18 protein-coding genes, 1 tRNA gene and 1 pseudogene are annotated in these 20,403 nt (G+C 55.2%); all 20 read left to right on the top strand.

Features of this window, described 5'->3' with window-relative positions; genetic code table 11:
* Positions 1 to 308 (top strand): annotated as a pseudogene (gene tuf, locus AACQ95_RS12780) (elongation factor Tu); the annotation flags it as partial.
* 53 nt (positions 309 to 361) lie between these two features.
* Positions 362 to 438: transfer RNA gene (locus tag AACQ95_RS12775), tRNA-Trp, on the top strand.
* A 60-nt stretch (positions 439 to 498) separates the two neighbouring features.
* The gene (secE, locus tag AACQ95_RS12770; protein ID WP_011707705.1) at positions 499 to 870 is read left to right on the top strand and encodes a preprotein translocase subunit SecE; all 372 of its coding nucleotides are present in this window, start codon (positions 499 to 501) and stop codon (positions 868 to 870) included.
* Between the two features lie 9 nt (positions 871 to 879).
* Entirely contained in the window at positions 880 to 1,431 is a 552-nt protein-coding gene (gene nusG, locus AACQ95_RS12765) for a transcription termination/antitermination protein NusG (RefSeq protein WP_005318554.1), read from the top strand.
* 133 nt (positions 1,432 to 1,564) lie between these two features.
* On the top strand, positions 1,565 to 1,993 hold the full coding sequence (gene rplK, locus AACQ95_RS12760) for a 50S ribosomal protein L11 (RefSeq protein WP_005318556.1): 429 nt from the start codon (positions 1,565 to 1,567) through the stop codon (positions 1,991 to 1,993).
* 4 nt (positions 1,994 to 1,997) lie between these two features.
* Entirely contained in the window at positions 1,998 to 2,699 is a 702-nt protein-coding gene (gene rplA, locus AACQ95_RS12755; RefSeq protein ID WP_042036011.1) for a 50S ribosomal protein L1, read from the top strand.
* Positions 2,700 to 2,955: 256 nt separating this feature from the next.
* Positions 2,956 to 3,456: a 50S ribosomal protein L10 gene (rplJ, locus tag AACQ95_RS12750; protein ID WP_005318563.1), complete on the top strand. Its 501-nt coding sequence runs from the start codon at positions 2,956 to 2,958 to the stop codon at positions 3,454 to 3,456.
* Positions 3,457 to 3,507: 51 nt separating this feature from the next.
* Positions 3,508 to 3,870 (top strand): 50S ribosomal protein L7/L12, encoded by a 363-nt coding sequence (gene rplL / locus AACQ95_RS12745; RefSeq protein ID WP_042036012.1) that lies wholly within the window; start codon positions 3,508 to 3,510, stop codon positions 3,868 to 3,870.
* A gap of 222 nt (positions 3,871 to 4,092) precedes the next feature.
* On the top strand, positions 4,093 to 8,121 hold the full coding sequence (gene rpoB, locus AACQ95_RS12740) for a DNA-directed RNA polymerase subunit beta (protein WP_042867349.1): 4,029 nt from the start codon (positions 4,093 to 4,095) through the stop codon (positions 8,119 to 8,121).
* Positions 8,122 to 8,211: 90 nt separating this feature from the next.
* Positions 8,212 to 12,516: a DNA-directed RNA polymerase subunit beta' gene (rpoC, locus tag AACQ95_RS12735; protein WP_043142620.1), complete on the top strand. Its 4,305-nt coding sequence runs from the start codon at positions 8,212 to 8,214 to the stop codon at positions 12,514 to 12,516.
* A gap of 197 nt (positions 12,517 to 12,713) precedes the next feature.
* Positions 12,714 to 13,430: a helix-turn-helix transcriptional regulator gene (locus tag AACQ95_RS12730; RefSeq protein ID WP_043554914.1), complete on the top strand. Its 717-nt coding sequence runs from the start codon at positions 12,714 to 12,716 to the stop codon at positions 13,428 to 13,430.
* Positions 13,431 to 13,455: 25 nt separating this feature from the next.
* Positions 13,456 to 13,836 (top strand): RidA family protein, encoded by a 381-nt coding sequence (locus AACQ95_RS12725; RefSeq protein WP_042036016.1) that lies wholly within the window; start codon positions 13,456 to 13,458, stop codon positions 13,834 to 13,836.
* An 86-nt stretch (positions 13,837 to 13,922) separates the two neighbouring features.
* A complete protein-coding gene (gene tusD, locus AACQ95_RS12720; RefSeq protein ID WP_241281094.1) occupies positions 13,923 to 14,315 on the top strand; it encodes a sulfurtransferase complex subunit TusD in 393 nt (130 codons plus the stop codon).
* 10 nt (positions 14,316 to 14,325) lie between these two features.
* Positions 14,326 to 14,682: a sulfurtransferase complex subunit TusC gene (gene tusC / locus AACQ95_RS12715; RefSeq protein ID WP_241281092.1), complete on the top strand. Its 357-nt coding sequence runs from the start codon at positions 14,326 to 14,328 to the stop codon at positions 14,680 to 14,682.
* A 7-nt stretch (positions 14,683 to 14,689) separates the two neighbouring features.
* A complete protein-coding gene (gene tusB / locus AACQ95_RS12710) occupies positions 14,690 to 14,968 on the top strand; it encodes a sulfurtransferase complex subunit TusB (RefSeq protein WP_241281090.1) in 279 nt (92 codons plus the stop codon).
* A gap of 183 nt (positions 14,969 to 15,151) precedes the next feature.
* On the top strand, positions 15,152 to 15,526 hold the full coding sequence (gene rpsL, locus AACQ95_RS12705; protein ID WP_005306278.1) for a 30S ribosomal protein S12: 375 nt from the start codon (positions 15,152 to 15,154) through the stop codon (positions 15,524 to 15,526).
* Between the two features lie 93 nt (positions 15,527 to 15,619).
* Positions 15,620 to 16,090, top strand: a complete 471-nt coding sequence (rpsG, locus tag AACQ95_RS12700) for a 30S ribosomal protein S7 (protein WP_005901834.1) — start codon at positions 15,620 to 15,622, stop codon at positions 16,088 to 16,090.
* 74 nt (positions 16,091 to 16,164) lie between these two features.
* Positions 16,165 to 18,270 carry an elongation factor G gene (fusA, locus tag AACQ95_RS12695; RefSeq protein WP_043142611.1) on the top strand — a complete coding sequence of 702 codons (2,106 nt, stop codon included), beginning with the start codon at positions 16,165 to 16,167 and terminating at the stop codon, positions 18,268 to 18,270.
* A gap of 54 nt (positions 18,271 to 18,324) precedes the next feature.
* Positions 18,325 to 19,509, top strand: a complete 1,185-nt coding sequence (gene tuf, locus AACQ95_RS12690) for an elongation factor Tu (protein WP_011898272.1) — start codon at positions 18,325 to 18,327, stop codon at positions 19,507 to 19,509.
* Between the two features lie 112 nt (positions 19,510 to 19,621).
* Positions 19,622 to 20,164, top strand: a complete 543-nt coding sequence (gmhB, locus tag AACQ95_RS12685) for a D-glycero-beta-D-manno-heptose 1,7-bisphosphate 7-phosphatase (protein ID WP_241281089.1) — start codon at positions 19,622 to 19,624, stop codon at positions 20,162 to 20,164.
* The last annotated feature ends 239 nt before the right edge of the window (positions 20,165 to 20,403 follow it).

Raw genomic sequence — 20,403 nt, 5'->3', positions numbered from 1 at the left:
TGGCCAAGCCGGGCTCCATCAAGCCGCACACCAAGTTTGAATCTGAAGTGTACGTGCTGTCCAAAGAAGAAGGTGGTCGTCATACCCCGTTCTTCAAGGGCTACCGTCCGCAGTTCTACTTCCGTACTACCGACGTGACCGGTACCATCGAACTGCCGGAAGGCGTTGAAATGGTAATGCCAGGCGACAACATCAAAATGGTTGTTACCCTGATTGCGCCGATCGCGATGGACGACGGCCTGCGTTTCGCTATCCGTGAAGGTGGCCGTACCGTAGGTGCCGGTGTTGTAGCCAGCGTAATCGCTTAATCTTTGGCTTACATAAATAAAGCAAAGCCCCTATAATAGGGGCTTTCTTATGTAGGGGCGTAGTTCGAATTGGTAGAACAGCGGTCTCCAAAACCGATGGTTGCGGGTTCGAGTCCTGCCGCCCCTGCCATATACCTCGTCTCGTACGGGGCTTTTGTGTCTTTGGTTACGTCAGATACAGGTGGGTTGTATGAGTGTTAGTTCTGAGAGCCAGGGCGGAAGCAAGGATACCCTGCTTTGGGGCCTGGTTTTCATCATCCTGGCGGCCGCTGTAGTAGGTAATTATCTGCTCAACGATGTTGTCGCTGCCGTCCGCGCCCTGGGTGTGGTCGTCGTCATTGCTGCTGCTGGTGCGGTAGCCCTGCAAACCACCAAGGGAAAGGCGACACTGGCATTTGCCCGTGAGTCTCGCCTGGAAGTCCGCAAGGTCGTATGGCCGACCCGTCAGGAAGCCATTCAGACAACCCTGATTGTGCTGGCGGTGACCGCCGTGATGGGGCTATTGCTGTTCATTCTGGACGGTGCCTTGGTCTGGTTGGTCAACTTGATTACCGGAGTGTAAGGATAAGCCATGACTGAACAACGTGAACAACGTATGAGATGGTATGTCGTGCAGGCATTCTCCGGCTACGAAGGCCGGGTCGCCAAGTCTTTGCGCGAACATATCAAGATGCATGGCATGGAAGACATGTTCGGTGAAGTGCTGGTCCCGACCGAAGAAGTGGTCGAGATGCGTGCTGGCCAGAAGCGCAAGAGTGAGCGCAAGTTTTTCCCGGGCTACGTCCTGGTTCAGATGCTCATGGATGAAACCACATGGCACCTGGTGCGTAACGTACCGCGTGTGATGGGCTTCATCGGTGGCACCTCTGATCGTCCTGCTCCTATCTCTGATAAGGAAGCGGATGCCATCCTGAATCGTCTGCAAGATGCCCACGACAAGCCGCGTCCGAAAACCCTGTTTGAACCGGGTGAAATGGTGCGGGTTGCCGACGGTCCGTTCGCCGACTTCAACGGTACCGTTGAAGAGGTGGACTACGAGAAGAGCCGCGTGAAGGTCTCTGTTTTGATCTTCGGTCGCTCAACGCCGGTAGAACTGGATTTTGGTCAGGTCGAAAAGGGCTGATTAAACTCTGTACGTTAACGGTTGTCAGGGGCAGCGAATGTCACTATAATTCGCTGCCCCTTTATTAGTTGGGGAGCCGTTTGCAGGAGCATGTCTCCGAGGCGCTAGAACCCATTTCTGAGGTATTTTTCTAATGGCTAAGAAAGTCACAGCTTATATCAAGCTGCAAGTTAAGGCTGGCAGTGCTAACCCCAGCCCTCCCGTTGGTCCTGCTCTGGGTCAGCACGGTGTAAACATCATGGAATTCTGTAAGGCGTTCAACGCTCGTACAGAGAAGCTGGAAAAAGGCTCACCGACTCCGGTCGTGATCACCGTTTACAGCGACCGTTCCTTCACCTTCGAAACCAAGACTCCGCCTGCTGCCTTCCTGCTGAAGAAAGCTGCCGGGATCCAGTCTGGTTCGGCCAAGCCGAACAAAGACAAGGTTGGTAAGGTGACTGTTGCCCAGCTGCAAGAAATCGCCAAGACCAAAGAGCCGGATATGACCGGTGCCGATCTGGATGCAAAAGTACGTTGCATCGCAGGCTCCGCTCGTTCCATGGGCCTGGTAGTGGAGGATTAAGACAATGGCAAAACTTTCCAAGCGTATGCGCGTTATTCGCGAAAAAGTTGACGGTACCAAAGAGTACTCCATCAACGAAGCCATTGCCCTGCTGAAAGAACTGGCTACCGCCAAGTTCGTTGAAAGCGTTGACGTTGCTGTCAACCTGGGTATCGATGCTCGTAAATCTGACCAAAACGTTCGTGGTGCTACTGTACTGCCGCACGGTACCGGTCGTGATGTACGTGTTGCCGTATTCACCCAGGGTGCCAACGCCGAAGCTGCCAAAGCTGCCGGTGCTGAACTGGTTGGTATGGATGACCTGGCCGATCTGGTCAAGAAAGGCGAGATGAACTTCGACGTCGTGATCGCATCCCCGGATGCCATGCGTGTTGTTGGTCAACTGGGTCAAATCCTGGGCCCGCGTGGCCTGATGCCGAACCCGAAAGTCGGTACTGTAACCCCTAACGTTGCTGAAGCTGTGAAGAATGCCAAAGCGGGTCAGGTTCGTTACCGTAATGACAAGAATGGTATCATCCATACCACTCTGGGTAAGGTTTCTTTCGACGAAGTTCAGCTGAAAGAAAACTTGGAATCACTGCTGATTGCCCTGAAAAAGGCTAAGCCGTCTTCCGCCAAAGGTATCTTCATCAAGAAAGTCAGCATCTCCACCACCATGGGTGCAGGTGTTGCCGTAGACCAAGCTTCTCTGGAAGCTCAGGGCTAATTGATGAGTTTTACAAGGCGCAAAATTTAATCTATAATTTTGCGCCTTGATTGGTTGGGGGCTTCGACCTCCGTCCAAGACCGCAGGAGGCTGCAAAGCCTTAATCCTTCCTGCGTAGACGGTGCCGGAAACCCAGCGAGAAAGATTCTTTCTCTTCTGGAATCCTGCTACCGCATCGTTCCCCTCTGTTGTGAAGGTAGGGGGGATGTGTCAGTACTGAGTCATGAGACTCAGATTCAATCCAGGAGTTAAGCCAATGGCATTGGGACTCGAAGACAAAAAGGCAATTGTTGCTGAAGTCAACGAAGCTGCCAAAGGCGCCCTGTCCGCAGTTGTAGCCGATTCTCGCGGCGTGACTGTAGACAAGATGACCGTCCTGCGTAAAACCGCTCGTGAAGCCGGTGTGTACATGCGCGTTGTGCGTAACACCCTGCTGCGTCGTGCGGTTGAAGGTACCGAATTCGCGTGCCTGAACGACGTATTGACTGGTCCTACCTTGATTGCTTTCTCCAACGAACACCCGGGCGCTGCCGCTCGTCTGTTCAAAGAGTTTGCCAAAGCGAACCAAAAGTTCGAAATCAAGGCCGGCGCTTTTAACGGTGAGTTTATCGCCGCAGCACAAATTGATCGTCTGGCCACGCTGCCGACCTACGACGAAGCAATTGCGAAGTTGATGGCGACTATGAAAGAAGCCTCTGCTGGCAAGCTGGTTCGTACCATCGCTGCTGTGCGTGATCAGAAACAAGCTGCTGCTTGATTCTCGCCTATTTAGGCTGTTTGAGTTTATTCAACATCAGGAATTTTTGTCATGTCTATCACTAAAGACCAAATCATCGAAGCTGTTGCTTCCATGTCCGTAATGGAAGTTGTTGAGCTGATCGAAGCTATGGAAGAGAAGTTCGGCGTTTCTGCCGCTGTTGCTGTTGCTGCCGGTCCGGCTGCTGAAGCAGTAGAAGAGAAAACCGAGTTCGACGTAGTTCTGACTGCTGCTGGCGCCAACAAAGTTGCCGTCATCAAGGCCGTTCGTGCCGCTACCGGTCTGGGCCTGAAAGAAGCCAAGGACCTGGTAGAAGCCGCTCCTGCCAACCTGAAAGAAGCCGTCTCCAAAGACGAAGCTGAAACTCTGAAGAAGCAGCTTGAAGAAGCTGGTGCTTCTGTTGAGATCAAATAATCTGCATTTATGTAGATTAGCCTGATAAAACAGGCTAGGGCTGGTGAATATTTGTTCACCAGCCTTTTTGCGCTGTAGACTGAGAGCATTTCACACCGTTTACGACTCTCGGTGCACCAGCAATCCGGACCGTTTCATCGTCCGGGCCAACACAAAACGGTGTTGAGACAGAGCTGTCCCGCGGGACAGAGTGGGTCACTTATCAGCGAGCTGAGGAACCCTATGGTTTACTCTTATACCGAAAAAAAACGCATTCGTAAGGACTTCGGTAAGCGAGACCAGGTACTGGACACGCCTTATCTGTTGTCCATTCAGCTGGACTCCTTCAAGCAGTTCATCGAGGCTGACCCGGAAGGTGAATACGGCCTAGAGGCCGCTTTCCGTAGCGTTTTCCCGATCACCAGTTACTCCGGTAGTGCTGAGCTTCAGTATGTCAGCTATCGCCTGGGTGAGCCGGTATTTGACGTAAAAGAATGCCAGATCCGTGGAGTGACCTACTCCGCGCCGCTGCGTGTCAAGCTTCGTATGGTTCTATACGATCGTGAAGCAGCTGCCGGCACCGTCAAAGACATCAAGGAACAAGAAGTATACATGGGCGAAATTCCGCTCATGACCGAGAACGGCACCTTTGTTATCAATGGTACCGAGCGGGTAATCGTCTCCCAGCTGCACCGTAGCCCGGGCGTCTTCTTTGACCACGATAAAGGCAAAACCCATTCATCCGGTAAGGTGCTGTATAACGCCCGCGTTATCCCCTACCGTGGCTCCTGGCTGGACTTCGAGTTCGATGCGAAAGACAACCTGTTTGTCCGTATCGACCGTCGTCGTAAATTGCCAGCTTCCATTATTCTGCGCGCCCTGGACTTCAGTTCCGAAGAAATCCTGGCCAACTTCTTCGAGACCATAGGTTTCGAAGTGAAAGATGGCAAGTTGATGATGGATCTGGTGCCCGAGCGCCTGCGTGGTGAAACTGCGACCTTTGACATCGTGGCCAATGGCGCCGTGGTGGTTGAGACCGGTCGTCGTGTGACTGCGCGTCACATCCGTCAGTTGGAAAAGGATGCCGTTACCCAGATTGAGGTACCGGTTGAGTATGTTGTTGGCAAAGTTGCTGCCAAGAACTACGCACATCCGCAAACTGGCGAAATGGTAGTGACTGCCAACCAGGCATTGAGCCTGGAAGCGGTTGCCAACCTCTCCCAAGCCGGCTTCAAGCACTTCGAGGTTCTGTTCACCAACGAACTGGATCACGGTGCCTACATGTCCGAGACCCTGCGTATCGACTCCAGCTCCAGCCGTTTGGAAGCGCTGGTCGAAATCTATCGCATGATGCGTCCGGGCGAGCCGCCTACCCGTGAAGCTGCAGAACAGCTGTTCGAGAACCTGTTCTTCTCTTCCGAGCGTTACGACCTGTCTACCGTAGGTCGGATGAAGTTCAACCGTCGTCTGTCCCGTGAAGACGAGACCGGCGCTGGCACTCTGACCAAAGACGACATAGTCGAAGTCATGAAGCGCCTGATCGACATCCGTAACGGCAATGACGAAGTGGACGATATCGACCACTTGGGTAACCGTCGTATCCGTTCTGTCGGTGAAATGGCTGAAAACCAGTTCCGTGTCGGTCTGGTGCGTGTCGAGCGTGCGGTCAAGGAGCGTCTCTCCCTGGGCGACCTGGACACCCTGATGCCGCAGGATCTGATCAACGCCAAGCCGATCTCCGCCGCAGTCAAAGAGTTCTTTGGTTCCAGCCAGCTGTCTCAGTTCATGGACCAAAACAACCCGCTGTCCGAAGTCACCCACAAGCGCCGTATCTCTGCGCTGGGTCCGGGCGGTTTGACCCGTGAGCGTGCCGGTTTTGAAGTCCGAGATGTGCACCCGACTCACTACGGTCGTCTGTGCCCCATCGAGACTCCTGAAGGTCCGAACATCGGTCTGATCAACTCTCTGTCCGTGTACTCTCGTACCAACGAGTACGGTTTCCTCGAGACCCCGTACCGTAAAGTCATTGACGGTGTGATCACCGACGAGGTGGACTACCTGTCCGCCATCGAAGAAGGCAAGTACGTGATCGCACAGGCTAACGCCGCGACCACCGAAGATGGCCGTCTGAAAGATGAATTGATCCCGTGCCGCCACAAAGGTGAATCCACCTTTATGAACGCCGACCAGATCCAGTATATGGACGTGAGCCCGCAGCAGATCGTATCTGTGGCAGCCGCTCTGATCCCGTTCCTGGAACACGATGATGCTAACCGAGCCCTGATGGGTTCGAACATGCAACGTCAGGCCGTACCGACTCTGCGTGCTGACAAGCCGCTGGTAGGTACCGGTATGGAACGCGCCGTGGCCGTTGACTCCGGTGTAACCGTAGTGGCCAAGCGTGGCGGCATGATCGACTACGTCGATGCCTCCCGTATCGTTATCAAGGTCAACGAAGATGAACTGCTGCCTGGCGAAGCCGGCATCGACATCTACAGCCTGACCAAGTACACCCGTTCCAACCAGAACACCTGTATCAACCAGCGTCCTTGCGTGATGTTGGGTGAGCCGGTCATGGCCGGTGACGTGGTTGCTGACGGTCCGTCTACCGACCTGGGCGAACTGGCGCTGGGCCAGAACCTGCGCGTCGCGTTCATGCCGTGGAACGGTTACAACTTCGAAGATTCGATCTTGGTAAACGAGCGCGTGGTTCAGGAAGATCGCCTGACCACCATCCATATCCAGGAACTGGCCTGTATCTCCCGTGACACCAAGCTGGGTCCGGAAGAGATCACTGCCGACATCCCGAACGTGGGTGAAGCCGCTCTGTCCAAGCTGGACGAGTCCGGTATCGTCTACGTGGGTGCCGAAGTGAAGGGCGGCGACATCCTGGTCGGCAAGGTAACACCGAAAGGTGAAACCCAGCTGACCCCGGAAGAGAAGCTGCTGCGCGCCATCTTCGGTGAGAAGGCCTCCGATGTGAAGGACTCCTCCCTGCGTGTGCCGAACGGTGTGTACGGTACCGTGGTTGACGTGCAAGTCTTTACCCGCGATGGCGTGGAAAAAGACAAGCGTGCCAAAGAAATCGAAGAGATGCAGCTGAAGGAAGCGAAGAAGGACTTGACCGAAGAGTTCAAGATCCTGGAAGACGGCATTTTCGGCCGCTCCCGCAACCTGCTGCTGGCCGCCGGTTACAGCGAAGATCGTCTGAACAAGCTGGATCGTACCAAGTGGTTTGAATTGGCCATCGAAGATGAAGCCAAGCAGATCGAGCTGGAACAGATCGCCGAACAGCACATCGAGCTGAAAGCCGACTTCGACAAGAAGTTCGAGAACAAGCGTCGCAAGATTATCCAGGGTGATGATCTGGCGCCGGGCGTACTGAAAATCGTCAAAGTCTACCTGGCAGTCAAGCGTCGCATCCAACCGGGTGACAAGATGGCGGGCCGTCACGGTAACAAGGGTGTTATCTCCAAGATCTGCCCGGTCGAGGATATGCCTCATGACGAATACGGCCGTCCGGTCGATATCGTACTGAACCCCTTGGGCGTACCGTCCCGTATGAACATCGGTCAGATCCTCGAAGTGCACTTGGGCCTCGCGGCCAAGGGTATCGGCGAGAAGATCGACCGCATGATCAAGGAACAGCGCGCGCTGCACGAGATGCGTGACTTCCTGCAACAGGTCTATGACCTGGGCGAGAAGGACACCAAGCAAGTGGACATCGCCGAGCTGTCTGACGACGACGTACGTACCCTGGTGGGTAACCTGCGCAAGGGTCTGCCGGTCGCTACACCTGTCTTTGATGGTGCCAAAGAGCACGAAATCAAGGCCTTGCTGAAGCTGGCCGATCTGCCGGAATCCGGTCAGATCTCCCTGTTCGACGGTCGTACTGGCAACGCTTTCGAGCGTAAGGTCACCGTGGGTTACATGTACATGCTGAAGCTGAACCACCTGGTAGACGACAAGATGCATGCGCGTTCTACCGGTTCTTACAGCCTGGTTACCCAGCAGCCGCTGGGTGGTAAGGCGCAGTTCGGTGGTCAGCGTTTCGGTGAGATGGAAGTGTGGGCCCTGGAGGCTTACGGTGCGGCATATACCCTGCAGGAAATGCTGACCGTCAAGTCTGACGATGTGAATGGCCGTACCAAGATGTACAAAAACATCGTGGATGGCGACCACCGTATGGAGCCGGGCATGCCCGAATCCTTCAACGTACTGTTGAAGGAAATCCGCTCTCTGGGTATCAACATCGAGCTGGACGAAGAGTAAGAGCTCGCTCTTATTGTTCGAGAATTGACGTGGGCGCCCTGCTGCTTTGGCAGTAGGGCGCCGAGGTTAGACTCCTGACAGGGGAAACACGTGAAAGACTTACTCAAGTTTTTGAAGGCTCAGACCAAGACCGAAGAGTTTGACAGTATCAAGATCGGTCTGGCCTCTCCTGACATGATCCGCTCCTGGTCATTCGGTGAGGTCAAAAAGCCTGAGACCATCAACTACCGGACTTTCAAGCCGGAACGTGATGGTCTGTTCTGCGCCCGTATCTTCGGACCGGTGAAGGACTACGAGTGTCTGTGCGGCAAGTACAAGCGCCTGAAACACCGTGGTGTGATCTGTGAGAAGTGCGGCGTAGAAGTGACCCAGACCAAGGTCCGTCGCGAGCGTATGGGCCACATCGAGCTGGCCAGCCCGACTGCCCACATCTGGTTCCTGAAGTCCCTGCCGTCCCGTATCGGTCTGCTGCTGGACATGACCCTGCGTGACATCGAGCGCGTGCTGTATTTCGAATCCTATGTAGTGATCGAGCCCGGCATGACCAACCTCGAGCGCAGCCAGATGCTGTCCGAAGAGAACTATCTGGACGCACTGGAAGAGTGGGGCGACGAATTCGACGCCAAGATGGGTGCCGAAGCAATCCTTGCATTGCTGCGTGCCATCGATCTGGAAGGCGAAGTCAAGACCATGCGTGAGGAGCTGGATCAGACCAACTCCGAAACCAAGCGCAAGAAGACCACCAAGCGCCTGAAGCTGATGGAAGCCTTCCTGCAGTCCGGCAACAAGCCGGAGTGGATGATCATGACAGTGCTGCCTGTGCTGCCGCCGGACCTGCGTCCGCTGGTACCGCTGGACGGCGGCCGTTTCGCGACTTCCGATCTGAACGATCTGTACCGTCGCGTGATCAACCGTAACAACCGTTTGAAGCGCCTGCTGGACCTGGCTGCCCCGGACATCATAGTGCGCAACGAAAAGCGCATGCTGCAAGAGTCCGTGGATGCCCTGCTGGACAACGGCCGTCGTGGCCGTGCCATCACAGGTTCCAACAAGCGTCCGCTGAAATCCTTGGCCGATATGATCAAGGGTAAGCAAGGTCGTTTCCGTCAGAACCTGCTGGGTAAGCGCGTCGACTACTCTGGTCGTTCCGTTATCACCGTAGGCCCGACGCTGCGTCTGCATCAGTGCGGTCTGCCGAAGAAGATGGCGCTGGAACTGTTCAAGCCGTTCATCTATGGCAAGCTGGAATCCCGCGGTCTGGCGACCACTATCAAGGCCGCCAAGAAGATGGTGGAGCGTGAAGAAGCTGTCGTTTGGGATATCCTGGACGAAGTGATCCGCGAACACCCGGTCCTGCTGAACCGTGCACCGACCCTGCACCGTCTGGGTATCCAGGCGTTTGAACCGACCCTGATCGAAGGCAAGGCCATCCAGCTGCACCCGCTGGTCTGTGCCGCCTATAACGCCGACTTCGATGGTGACCAGATGGCGGTCCACGTACCGCTGACCCTGGAAGCCCAGCTGGAAGCGCGCGCCCTGATGATGTCTACCAACAACATCCTGTCGCCAGCCTCCGGTGAGCCGATCATAGTTCCTTCCCAGGACGTGGTCTTGGGTCTGTACTACATGACCCGTGCCCGTATCAACGCCAAGGGCGAAGGTATGGTGCTGGCTGGCCCGAAAGAAGCCGAGAAGGTCTATCGCGCCGGTCTGGCCGATCTGCATGCTCGCGTCAAAGTGCGCATCACCGAATATCTCCGTCAGGAAGATGATTCGCTGGTAGAGCGTACCGAGATGAAGAACACCACTGTTGGTCGTGCGATCCTGAGCCTGATCCTGCCGAAAGGCATGGAATACGCCCTGATCGATGAGCCCAAGGTGCTGACTGCTGCAGAGCAGGCTGATCTGGATGCCAATCCGCAGAACTGGATCAAGTCCGTATCCAACAAGGCGCTGGGCAAAAAGCTCATCTCCCGTCTGCTGAACACCTGCTATCGCAAGCAGGGCCTGAAGGACACCGTCATCTTCGCTGACCAGCTGATGTATACCGGTTTCCATTATGCGGCCCTGTCCGGTGCTTCCGTTGGTATCGATGACATGGTCATCCCGGATGCCAAGAAAGACATCATAGCCGCAGCCGAAGCCGAAGTTGCCGAGATCCAGGACCAGTTCCTGTCCGGTCTGGTGACCGCGGGCGAACGCTACAACAAGGTTATCGATATCTGGGCCAGCGCCAACGAGCGCGTCTCCAAGGCCATGATGGAGAACTTGTCCAAAGAGCGTGATGTCAACTCGCTGGGTGAAGAAGAAGAGCAGGCGTCGTTCAACAGCATCTTCATGATGGCCGACTCTGGTGCGCGGGGTTCCGCCGCCCAGATCCGTCAGCTGGCCGGTATGCGTGGCCTGATGGCCAAGCCGGATGGCTCCATCATCGAGACCCCGATCGTCGCGAACTTCCGCGAAGGTCTGAACGTACTGCAGTACTTCATCTCCACTCACGGTGCCCGTAAGGGTCTGGCGGATACAGCACTGAAGACGGCTAACTCCGGTTACCTGACTCGTCGTCTGGTTGACGTGGCACAGGACATGGTGATCACCGAGGACGATTGCGGCACTATCGAAGGTCTGTGGATGACTCCGCTGATCGAAGGTGGTGACGTGGTCGAGCCGCTGCGTGAGCGCGTGCTGGGCCGTGTGGTTGCCGATGACGTGATCAAGCCGGGTACCGAGGACGAGATCCTGGTAGCGCGCAACACCCTGCTCGACGAGCAGCTGTGTGACCTGCTGGAACAAAACTCCGTTGACCGCGTGAAGGTGCGTTCTGCCATCACCTGTGAAACTGACTTCGGTAACTGTGCTCACTGCTACGGCCGTGATCTGGCCCGTGGTCACCTGGTGAACAAGGGTGAGGCTGTCGGTGTTATCGCCGCCCAGTCCATCGGTGAACCGGGTACCCAGCTGACGATGCGTACCTTCCACATCGGTGGTGCCGCATCCCGAGCCGCTGCCGAGAACAGCATCCAGGTGAAGAATACTGGTACCATCAAGCTGCAGAACGCCAAGTTCGTTCACAACAGCGATGACAAACTGGTTATCACCTCCCGTTCTACCGAACTGACCATCATGGATGACATGGGCCGTACCAAGGAAAGTCACAAGCTGCCTTACGGTGCCGTGTTGGAAGTGAAGGATACTCAGGCCGTGAGCGCCGGTGACACTGTCGCCAACTGGGATCCGCACACCCACCCGATCATCACCGAAGTGGCGGGTCGCCTCCAGTTCGAACACATGATCGATGGCGTGACCATCACTCGTCAGACCGACGAGCTGACCGGTCTCTCTTCTATCGTCGTACTGGATGTCAACGAGCGTCCGAGTGCCGGTAAAGAGATGCGTCCGACCGTTAAACTGGTCGACCTGAACGGCAAAGATGTAATGATCCCGGGTACCGATGTCGCCGCCCAGTACTTCCTGCCGGGCAAGGCAATCGTGAACCTGGAAGATGGTGCCAACGTGGGTGTGGGTGACGCGGTAGCGCGTATCCCGCAAGAATCCAGTGGTACCAAGGACATCACCGGTGGTCTGCCGCGCGTTGCGGATCTGTTCGAAGCACGTCAACCGAAGGAACCTGCCATCCTGGCCGAGATCTCCGGTACCATCTCCTTCGGGAAAGAGACCAAGGGCAAGCGCCGTCTGGTCATCACCCCGACCGATGGTGGCGACGTCTACGAGGAGATGATTCCGAAGTGGCGTAACCTGAACGTGTTCGAAGGTGAAAAAGTTGAGAAGGGTGAAGTGCTGGCGGACGGTCCTGAGTCTGCTCATGACATCCTGCGTCTGCGCGGTATCAGCCCGGTCGCCAACTACATCGCTAACGAAGTGCAGGACGTTTACCGTCTGCAAGGCGTTAAGATCAACGACAAGCACATCGAAGTCATCGTTCGTCAGATGCTGCGCAAGTGCGAGATCCTGAGCGCTGGTGACACTGACCTGATCGAAGGCGAGCAGGTTGAAGTGGCCCGTGTGAAGATTGCCAACCGTAAGCTGGTTGCAGAGGGCAAGGCCCCGGCTACCTTCCGTCATATTCTGATGGGTATTACCAAGGCATCTCTGAGCACAGAGTCCTTCATCTCCGCGGCTTCCTTCCAGGAAACCACCCGTGTTCTGACCGAAGCGGCCGTTGGCGGCAAGCGTGATGAACTGCGTGGCCTGAAAGAGAACGTAATCGTGGGTCGTCTGATCCCGGCTGGTACCGGCTTTGCCTACCACCATAGCCGGATCAACCAGCGTGCCGCCGCAGCTCGTGCTGTCGGTGTACCGCAGGTGACTGCCGATGAAGCTCAGCAAAACCTGGCGGATCTGCTCAACGCATCCGGCAGTTTTGACGAAGAGTAATCTTCTGCTGCAGTGATTGAAAAAGGGCTCCTTCAAGGGGCCCTTTTTGTTGGTCGTTTTCTCGTCAACCCCAGTCGCCACGCGGATATTCGGATGATCCAGAACAAGGTTGGGGAGTAAAAAATCAAAAAAAGTTGACATTGCCCCCTCGCAATTGAAAACTCGGGAAAGTTGAATGGTTATTACAGGGGTAGAACATGACTGTCGGTATCGAGGAAGTACTGCTTCCCGAAGAGCAGCTGAGCGGTCGCACTTTTACAGACGAAGACAGGGAATTGTTGCGCTCCTATGGAGGGCTTATCGAAGGCTTGGCCGAACTGTTCGGCAAGCACTGTGAAGTGGTTCTTCACTCCCTGGAAAATCTGCACGAGTCCGTGATCAAGATTGCCAACGGGTTCAATACGGGACGGAATGAGGGGGCACCCATTACCGATCTCGCGCTGCGTATGCTCAAGGACATAGAGAATACCGGCCAGGATTACACCCAGAGTTATTTTGCCCGCAGCCGTACCGGCGCCCTGATGAAGTCGAGTACCATCGCCATCAGGAACAGTGACAAGCAGGTGATAGGTCTTATCTGTATCAACCTGCACATCAATGCGCCTTTTCACGAGTTTGTCGCCGAATTCTTCCCGACGCCCCAGCAAGTGGAGCGCCAGTCGCCGGAGACCTTTGCCAACAGCGTCGAAGAGTTGGTCGCCCAGACGGTGGACAACACCATCGACGAGATCAACCGCGATCCGACCGTTGCCAACAATGCTAAAAACAGGTTTATCGTGACCCAGTTGTTCGAGAAGGGCATATTTGATATCAAGGACTCGATCAACCTGGTCGCCGACAAATTGAATATTTCCAAACATACCGTTTATCTGTACATCCGACAGCGCAAGCAGGGTGAAGACGAGAACGAGTAAGCGCCATAGAAGGGGATAGATAAGAATGGCTAAAGAAGTGATTGCAACCGACAAGGCGCCTGCCGCAATTGGTCCGTATGTTCAGGCTACCAAGCTGGGCGAATTGGTCTTCACCTCCGGGCAGATCCCGCTCGATCCGGCCACCATGGAGATAGTGGCTGGCGGCATCGAAGCGCAGGCCGAGCAGGTGATGAAGAACCTGGTTGCAGTATTGAAGGAAGCCGGTGCCGATACTGGCAAGGTGCTGAAGACCACCTGTTTCCTCAGCGACATGAACAACTTCGTTGCCTTTAACCAGGTATATGCCCGTTACTTTGGCGACTCGGCCCCGGCCCGTTCCTGTGTGGAAGTGGCGCGTCTGCCCAAGGATGTGCTGGTTGAAGTCGAAGCCATAGCTTACGTCTGATCCTCGGCAGAATGAAGAGCCCCTCCCAGGAGGGGCTTTTTTGTCTTTGGCGTAGAATGGACAGACACCCGTACAGGAGTCCGGATATGAGTCTGAATTTTGCCTTGCTGGTAACGGGGCCCGCCTACGGTACCCAGTCGGCCAGCACTGCCTACCGCTTCGCCTTGAGCCTCATCGAGCAGGGCCACCGGTTGTCACATCTGTTTTTCTATCAGGACGGGGTCTGCAATGGTAACGGCTTGCATGCTCCGGCATCTGATGAGACCGACCTGGTGGCCCTGTGGCGCGAGCTGGCCATAGGGCAGGGGATCCGTATCGATGTGTGCGTCGCAGCCGCCATGCGGCGCGGTGTGCTCGATGAGACAGAGGCGAAGGGAGCAGGCAAGGATCAATTCAACCTGCAGGCCCCCTTCTGCCTGAGCGGGCTGGGTCAGCTAGCCGAAGCCAGCCTGACCGCCGATCGCTTTGTCCAGTTCTAGGGAGGGAGAGATGAACAAGATAGCCTTTATGTGTCGTCGCGGCCCTCATGGCACGTCTGCCGGACGGGAAGGACTGGATGCCTTGCTGGCGACCTCGGCGCTGACCGAGTCGCTGGCCCTGTTTCTCATCGGTGACGGTGTCTTGCAACTGGTCAGGGAGCAGCAGCCTCAGACCATCTTGCAGCGCCACTATGCACCGACCTTCAAGCTGCTGGAGTTGTACGACATCGAGGAGGTCTATGTGTGCGCCGACTCGCTGGCCGAACGCGGTCTGACGGTGGATGATCTGCTGATCCCCGTCGAGTGCCTCTCCCGTGCCGACATCCGCCGCCAGTGGAGCCACTGCGCGACTCACATCTGCTTCTGAGGTGATCATGATACAGCTGATATTGACCTCTCCCTTCCTGAGCCGGGATCTGGAACAGGCGCTCTGCTATCGCCAGCCTGATGATCTGCTGGTGCTGATGCAGGATGCCGTCATCGCGGCCACGGTCCCTCAATGGAGTGAGCGACTGGCAGCTATTCCGCTCTATGTGATGCGAGAAGACTTGCAGGCGAGGGGATTGCAGCACAGGATCGGGATGGATCTGGATATGGCCGGTCTGGTCGCATTGATCGCGGAAAACGGGTCACCGCAGACCTGGGGTGGCTAGCGTCCATTTTTATCGATGAAGTTCAGTTAGTTATGACTATTGACAGGGGATCCATTGTGCCCTTTTGCGGCACGGATTGTATAAATCTTGACTCCCTTGACAACAGGGCATAAAATTTCGCGTCCCCGTATCTGCGGGGAGGATTTTTCACATGTTTATGAAGTCATTATCAGGAGCCTTTTGATGGCAACTATTAACCAGTTGGTTCGCAAGCCACGCATCAAGCTCGTTGTGAAAAGCAACGTGCCTGCGCTGGAAGCGTGCCCTCAGAAGCGTGGCGTGTGCACCCGTGTATACACCACCACCCCGAAGAAGCCTAACTCTGCACTGCGTAAAGTATGCCGTGTACGTCTGACCAACGGCTTCGAAGTCACCTCCTATATCGGTGGTGAAGGTCACAACCTGCAGGAACACTCCGTTGTTCTGATCCGTGGCGGTCGCGTCAAGGATTTGCCAGGTGTTCGTTACCACACCGTTCGTGGTGCGTTGGACTGTGCCGGTGTTAAAGACCGTAAGCAGGCTCGCTCCAAGTATGGCGTGAAGCGTCCGAAAGCTTAATGGTTCTCCGTTAAGTAAGGCCAAACGTTAATTCGTTTCTAGTTAGATAACTTTCTAGTTTTGGGTAACCCCTGAAGTTACGGAGAATTTGAAATGCCAAGACGTCGTGTTGTTGGTCAGCGTAAAATCCTGCCGGATCCCAAGTTCGGATCAGAGCTGCTGGCTAAATTTGTCAACGTAGTAATGGTTGACGGTAAGAAATCTGTTTCCGAAGCCATCGTATATGGCGCGCTGGACATCATTGCCACCAAATCTGGCAAAGATCACCTGGCCGTATTCGAAGAAGCCCTGGACAACATTCGTCCGTCCGTCGAGGTTAAATCTCGTCGTGTCGGTGGTGCAACCTATCAGGTACCGGTAGAAGTTCGTCCGGTCCGTCGCAATGCCCTGGCAATGCGCTGGTTGGTTGACGCCGCTCGTAAACGTGGTGAAAAATCAATGGCTCAGCGTTTGGCTGGCGAGCTGCTGGATGCCGCTGACAATAAGGGTTCGTCTGTCAAGAAACGTGAAGACGTTCACCGTATGGCTGAAGCGAACAAGGCCTTCGCTCACTTCCGCTGGTAATCCGCTTGCGCAGGGTCTTTTGGCTCTGCGCACCTTCAGTTATCTAGGGGTCCGCTCCTAGTAAGAGGATGACAATGGCTCGTACAACCCCCATTGAGCGTTATCGTAACATCGGTATCTCCGCTCACATCGACGCCGGTAAGACTACTACTACCGAGCGCGTTCTGTTTTATACCGGTGTAAGTCACAAGATCGGTGAAGTTCACGATGGCGCTGCCACCATGGACTGGATGGAACAGGAACAAGAGCGTGGTATCACCATCACCTCCGCCGCGACCACCGCTTTCTGGTCCGGTATGGGTAAACAGTTCCAACCGCACCGTATCAACATCATCGATACCCCCGGCCACGTTGACTTTACTATCGAAGTAGAGCGTTCAATGCGTGTTCTGGATGGCGCCGTGATGGTGTACTGTGCCGTAGGTGGCGTACAGCCACAGTCTGAGACCGTATGGCGTCAGGCTAACAAGTACAAGGTTCCCCGTATCGCGTTCGTCAACAAGATGGACCGTACCGGTGCCAACTATCTGCGCTGCGTTGAGCACATCAAGACCCGCCTGAAAGGTAACCCGGTTCCGCTGCAACTGAACATCGGTTCAGAAGAGAACTTCAAGGGCGTTATCGATCTGGTCAAGATGAAAGCCATCAACTGGAGCGAAGCAGATCAGGGCGTATCCTTCGATTACGAAGAGATCCCGGCTGAGCTGCTGGAAAAAGCGCAAGAAATGCGCATGACCCTGGTCGAAGCCGCTGCTGAAGCGTCTGAAGATCTGATGGAAAAATACCTGGGTGGTGAAGAACTGACTGAAGAAGAGATCAAGAAAGCTCTTCGTCTGCGCGTTCTGAACAACGAAATCATCCTGGTTACCTGTGGCTCCGCGTTCAAGAACAAGGGCGTACAGGCCATGCTGGATGCCGTGGTTGACTATCTGCCGGCACCGACCGACGTAGCTGCCATCGACGGCCTGAAGCTGGACGGCGTCACCAAAGACGAGCGTCATGCTTCTGATGAAGAGCCGTTCGCTGCTCTGGCATTCAAGATTGCCACCGACCCGTTCGTAGGCAACCTGACCTTCTTCCGCGTGTACTCCGGCGTAGTTAACTCCGGTGACTCCGTGCTGAACTCTGTCAAAGAGAAGCGCGAGCGTTTTGGCCGTATCGTTCAGATGCACGCCAACAAGCGTGAAGAGATCAAAGAAGTTCGCGCAGGCGATATCGCTGCTGCCATCGGTCTGAAAGATGTGACCACTGGTGACACCCTGTGTGACGAAAAAGCACCGATCATCCTCGAGCGTATGGAATTCCCGGAGCCGGTAATCTCCATCGCGGTTGAGCCGAAAACCAAGGCTGACCAAGAGAAGATGGGTCTGGCACTCGGCCGTCTGGCGCAGGAAGATCCGTCTTTCCGCGTATGGACTGACGAAGAATCTGGCCAAACCATCATCGCCGGTATGGGTGAGCTGCACCTGGACATCATCGTTGACCGTATGCGTCGCGAGTTCAAGGTTGAAGCGAACGTAGGTAAGCCGCAGGTTGCCTACCGTGAAACCATTCGTGAAACCGTCAAGGATATCGAAGGTAAACACGCCAAGCAGTCTGGTGGTCGTGGTCAGTATGGTCATGTCATCATCGACATGTACCCGCTGGAAGCCGGCAAAGCCTATGAGTTCGTTAACGACATCAAAGGCGGCGTGATTCCTGGTGAATACATCCCGGGTGTTGACAAGGGTATCCGTGAGCAGCTGAAATCCGGCCCGTTGGCAGGTTATCCGGTAATGGATCTGGGTGTGCGTCTGCACTACGGTTCTTACCACGATGTCGACTCCTCCGAATTGGCGTTCAAGATCGCTGCCTCCCTGGCCTTCAAGGCTGGTTACATGAAGGCAAGCCCGGTCCTGCTCGAGCCGATCATGAAGGTTGAAGTCGAGACTCCGGAAGATTACATGGGCGACGTTATCGGTGACTTGAACCGTCGTCGTGGCCTGATCGAAGGTATGGAAGACGGCCCGTCCGGCAAGATCGTACGTGCCCTGGTGCCGCTGGCCGAGATGTTCGGTTATGCGACCGCACTGCGTTCCGCTACCCAAGGTCGTGCTTCCTACGCTATGGAATTCGCTAAGTACTCCGACGCCCCGAACAACGTGGCCCAGGCAGTCATCGAAGAGCGCAAATCCAAGTAATTTATGATTCCCCGCCTACGACGGTAGGCGGGTTTAACCTAGAAGGACTACGTCGTGTCTAAAGAAAAATTTGAGCGTAACAAACCGCACGTAAACGTCGGCACCATCGGCCACGTTGACCACGGTAAAACCACCCTGACCGCCGCCATCACCAACGTGCTGGCCAAGCACTTCGGTGGTAAAGCTTTCGCCTTCGACCAGATCGACAAGGCGCCGGAAGAGCGTGAGCGTGGTATCACCATCAACACCTCCCACGTAGAATACGACACCGCCATCCGTCACTACGCGCACGTAGATTGCCCGGGTCACGCCGACTACGTTAAAAACATGATCACCGGTGCTGCCCAGATGGACGGCGCTATCCTGGTAGTAGCTGCGACCGACGGCCCGATGCCGCAAACTCGTGAGCACATCCTGCTGGGTCGCCAGGTTGGTATCCCGTACATGATCGTGTTCATGAACAAGTGCGACATGGTAGATGACGAAGAGCTGCTCGAACTGGTTGAGATGGAAGTTCGTGAACTGCTGACCGAATATGACTTCCCGGGTGATGACCTGCCGGTAGTTCGTGGTTCCGCGCTGAAAGCGCTGGAAGGCGACGCTGCATGGGAAGAGAAGATCATCGAGCTGGCCAACCACCTGGATACCTACATCCCGGAGCCGGAGCGCGCAATTGACCTGCCGTTCCTGATGCCTATCGAAGACGTATTCTCCATCGCTGGCCGTGGTACCGTTGTTACCGGTCGTGTTGAGCGCGGTATCGTCAAAGTTGGTGAGACTGTAGAAATCGTCGGTATCAAAGACACCGTTTCTACCACCTGTACCGGTGTTGAAATGTTCCGCAAACTGCTGGACGAAGGTCGTGCAGGCGAGAACATCGGCGCGCTGCTGCGTGGTGTTAAGCGTGAAGACGTAGAGCGTGGTCAAGTACTGGCCAAGCCGGGCTCCATCAAGCCGCACACCAAGTTTGAATCTGAAGTGTACGTGCTGTCCAAAGAAGAAGGTGGTCGTCATACCCCGTTCTTCAAGGGCTACCGTCCGCAGTTCTACTTCCGTACAACCGACGTGACCGGTACCATCGAACTGCCGGAAGGCGTAGAGATGGTAATGCCAGGCGACAACATCAAAATGGTTGTTACCCTGATTGCGCCGATCGCAATGGACGACGGCCTGCGTTTCGCCATCCGTGAAGGTGGCCGTACCGTAGGTGCTGGTGTTGTAGCTAGCGTAATCGCTTAATCGATTCGTTATATGCAAACATGAAAAGGGGTGGCTTCGGCCGCCCCTTTTTCTTTTTGGGCCTTGTGCCCTATGAGATACTTTGCAAAATCATTTATTGAGGTAGTCCCCAGTGAGCAAGCCCGCCATTTTTCTGGACCGTGACGGTGTCATCAACGAAGACACCGGTTATGTCAGTCAGGTAGACGACTTCCATTTCCTGCCCGGTGTGATCGAAGCCATGCAGCTGCTGAAGAAGAAAGGCTATCTGTTGATCGTCGTCACCAACCAGTCTGGTATCGCCCGCGGCTATTTCAGTGAGGACGACTTCATGAACCTGACTGAATGGATGGATTGGTCATTGGCCGATCGGGATGTGGATCTCGACGGTATCTATTTCTGTCCACATCACCCGGATCACGGTGCCCCTTGTGATTGCCGCAAACCGGAACCCGGCATGCTGCTGCTGGCACAACAGGAGCTGGGTATCGACATGGGCCGTTCCTATATGGTTGGCGACAAACCTTCCGACCTGAAAGCGGCAGCCAGTGCCAAGGTTGGTCATAAAGTCATGGTGCGTACTGGCAAACCTGTAACCGACGCCGGCATCGCCTTGGCGGATGCCATCTACGACAACCTGCACGATTTCGCCGTTTCAGTGCCTGCTGCGGGCTGATTTCGTTCGCTTAACATACACATTGGTGGCTTTGTGAGCGAACAGTTGATGAAAGCTATCTTTTTGCAATTATCTGCTTGCCAGAAAGTTTCTACTCCCTATAATGCGCCTCCATCGACAGGGCAAGCGGCAACGCAGTAAAGCCAGTCGGTGCCTCGAAAAGCCTTTGAAAATAAGGCTTGACTCGAGAAGGCGGTTGAGTAGAATTCCACTCCCGCAGCAACACACTGTTGCGTCGC

The sequence above is a fragment of the Aeromonas sp. MR19 genome (genome assembly GCF_963899305.1).
Classification (GTDB): domain Bacteria; phylum Pseudomonadota; class Gammaproteobacteria; order Enterobacterales; family Aeromonadaceae; genus Aeromonas; species Aeromonas bestiarum.
Note: the sequence above shows the minus strand (reverse complement) of the source record. Positions and strands in the feature narration are given on the sequence as shown.

Excerpts from the sequence above, each read along its gene's own strand:
- rplK (WP_005318556.1), top strand. The coding sequence starts at position 1,565 with ATGGCTAAGAAAGTCACAGCTTATATCAAGCTGCAAGTTAAGGCTGGC.
- AACQ95_RS12730 (WP_043554914.1), top strand. The coding sequence starts at position 12,714 with ATGACTGTCGGTATCGAGGAAGTACTGCTTCCCGAAGAGCAGCTGAGC.
- rpoB (WP_042867349.1), top strand. The coding sequence starts at position 4,093 with ATGGTTTACTCTTATACCGAAAAAAAACGCATTCGTAAGGACTTCGGT.
- tusD (WP_241281094.1), top strand. The coding sequence starts at position 13,923 with ATGAGTCTGAATTTTGCCTTGCTGGTAACGGGGCCCGCCTACGGTACC.
- rpsL (WP_005306278.1), top strand. The coding sequence starts at position 15,152 with ATGGCAACTATTAACCAGTTGGTTCGCAAGCCACGCATCAAGCTCGTT.
- fusA (WP_043142611.1), top strand. The coding sequence starts at position 16,165 with ATGGCTCGTACAACCCCCATTGAGCGTTATCGTAACATCGGTATCTCC.
- rplJ (WP_005318563.1), top strand. The coding sequence starts at position 2,956 with ATGGCATTGGGACTCGAAGACAAAAAGGCAATTGTTGCTGAAGTCAAC.
- rplA (WP_042036011.1), top strand. The coding sequence starts at position 1,998 with ATGGCAAAACTTTCCAAGCGTATGCGCGTTATTCGCGAAAAAGTTGAC.
- secE (WP_011707705.1), top strand. The coding sequence starts at position 499 with ATGAGTGTTAGTTCTGAGAGCCAGGGCGGAAGCAAGGATACCCTGCTT.
- rpsG (WP_005901834.1), top strand. The coding sequence starts at position 15,620 with ATGCCAAGACGTCGTGTTGTTGGTCAGCGTAAAATCCTGCCGGATCCC.
- AACQ95_RS12725 (WP_042036016.1), top strand. The coding sequence starts at position 13,456 with ATGGCTAAAGAAGTGATTGCAACCGACAAGGCGCCTGCCGCAATTGGT.
- rplL (WP_042036012.1), top strand. The coding sequence starts at position 3,508 with ATGTCTATCACTAAAGACCAAATCATCGAAGCTGTTGCTTCCATGTCC.
- nusG (WP_005318554.1), top strand. The coding sequence starts at position 880 with ATGACTGAACAACGTGAACAACGTATGAGATGGTATGTCGTGCAGGCA.
- tusB (WP_241281090.1), top strand. The coding sequence starts at position 14,690 with ATGATACAGCTGATATTGACCTCTCCCTTCCTGAGCCGGGATCTGGAA.
- tusC (WP_241281092.1), top strand. The coding sequence starts at position 14,326 with ATGAACAAGATAGCCTTTATGTGTCGTCGCGGCCCTCATGGCACGTCT.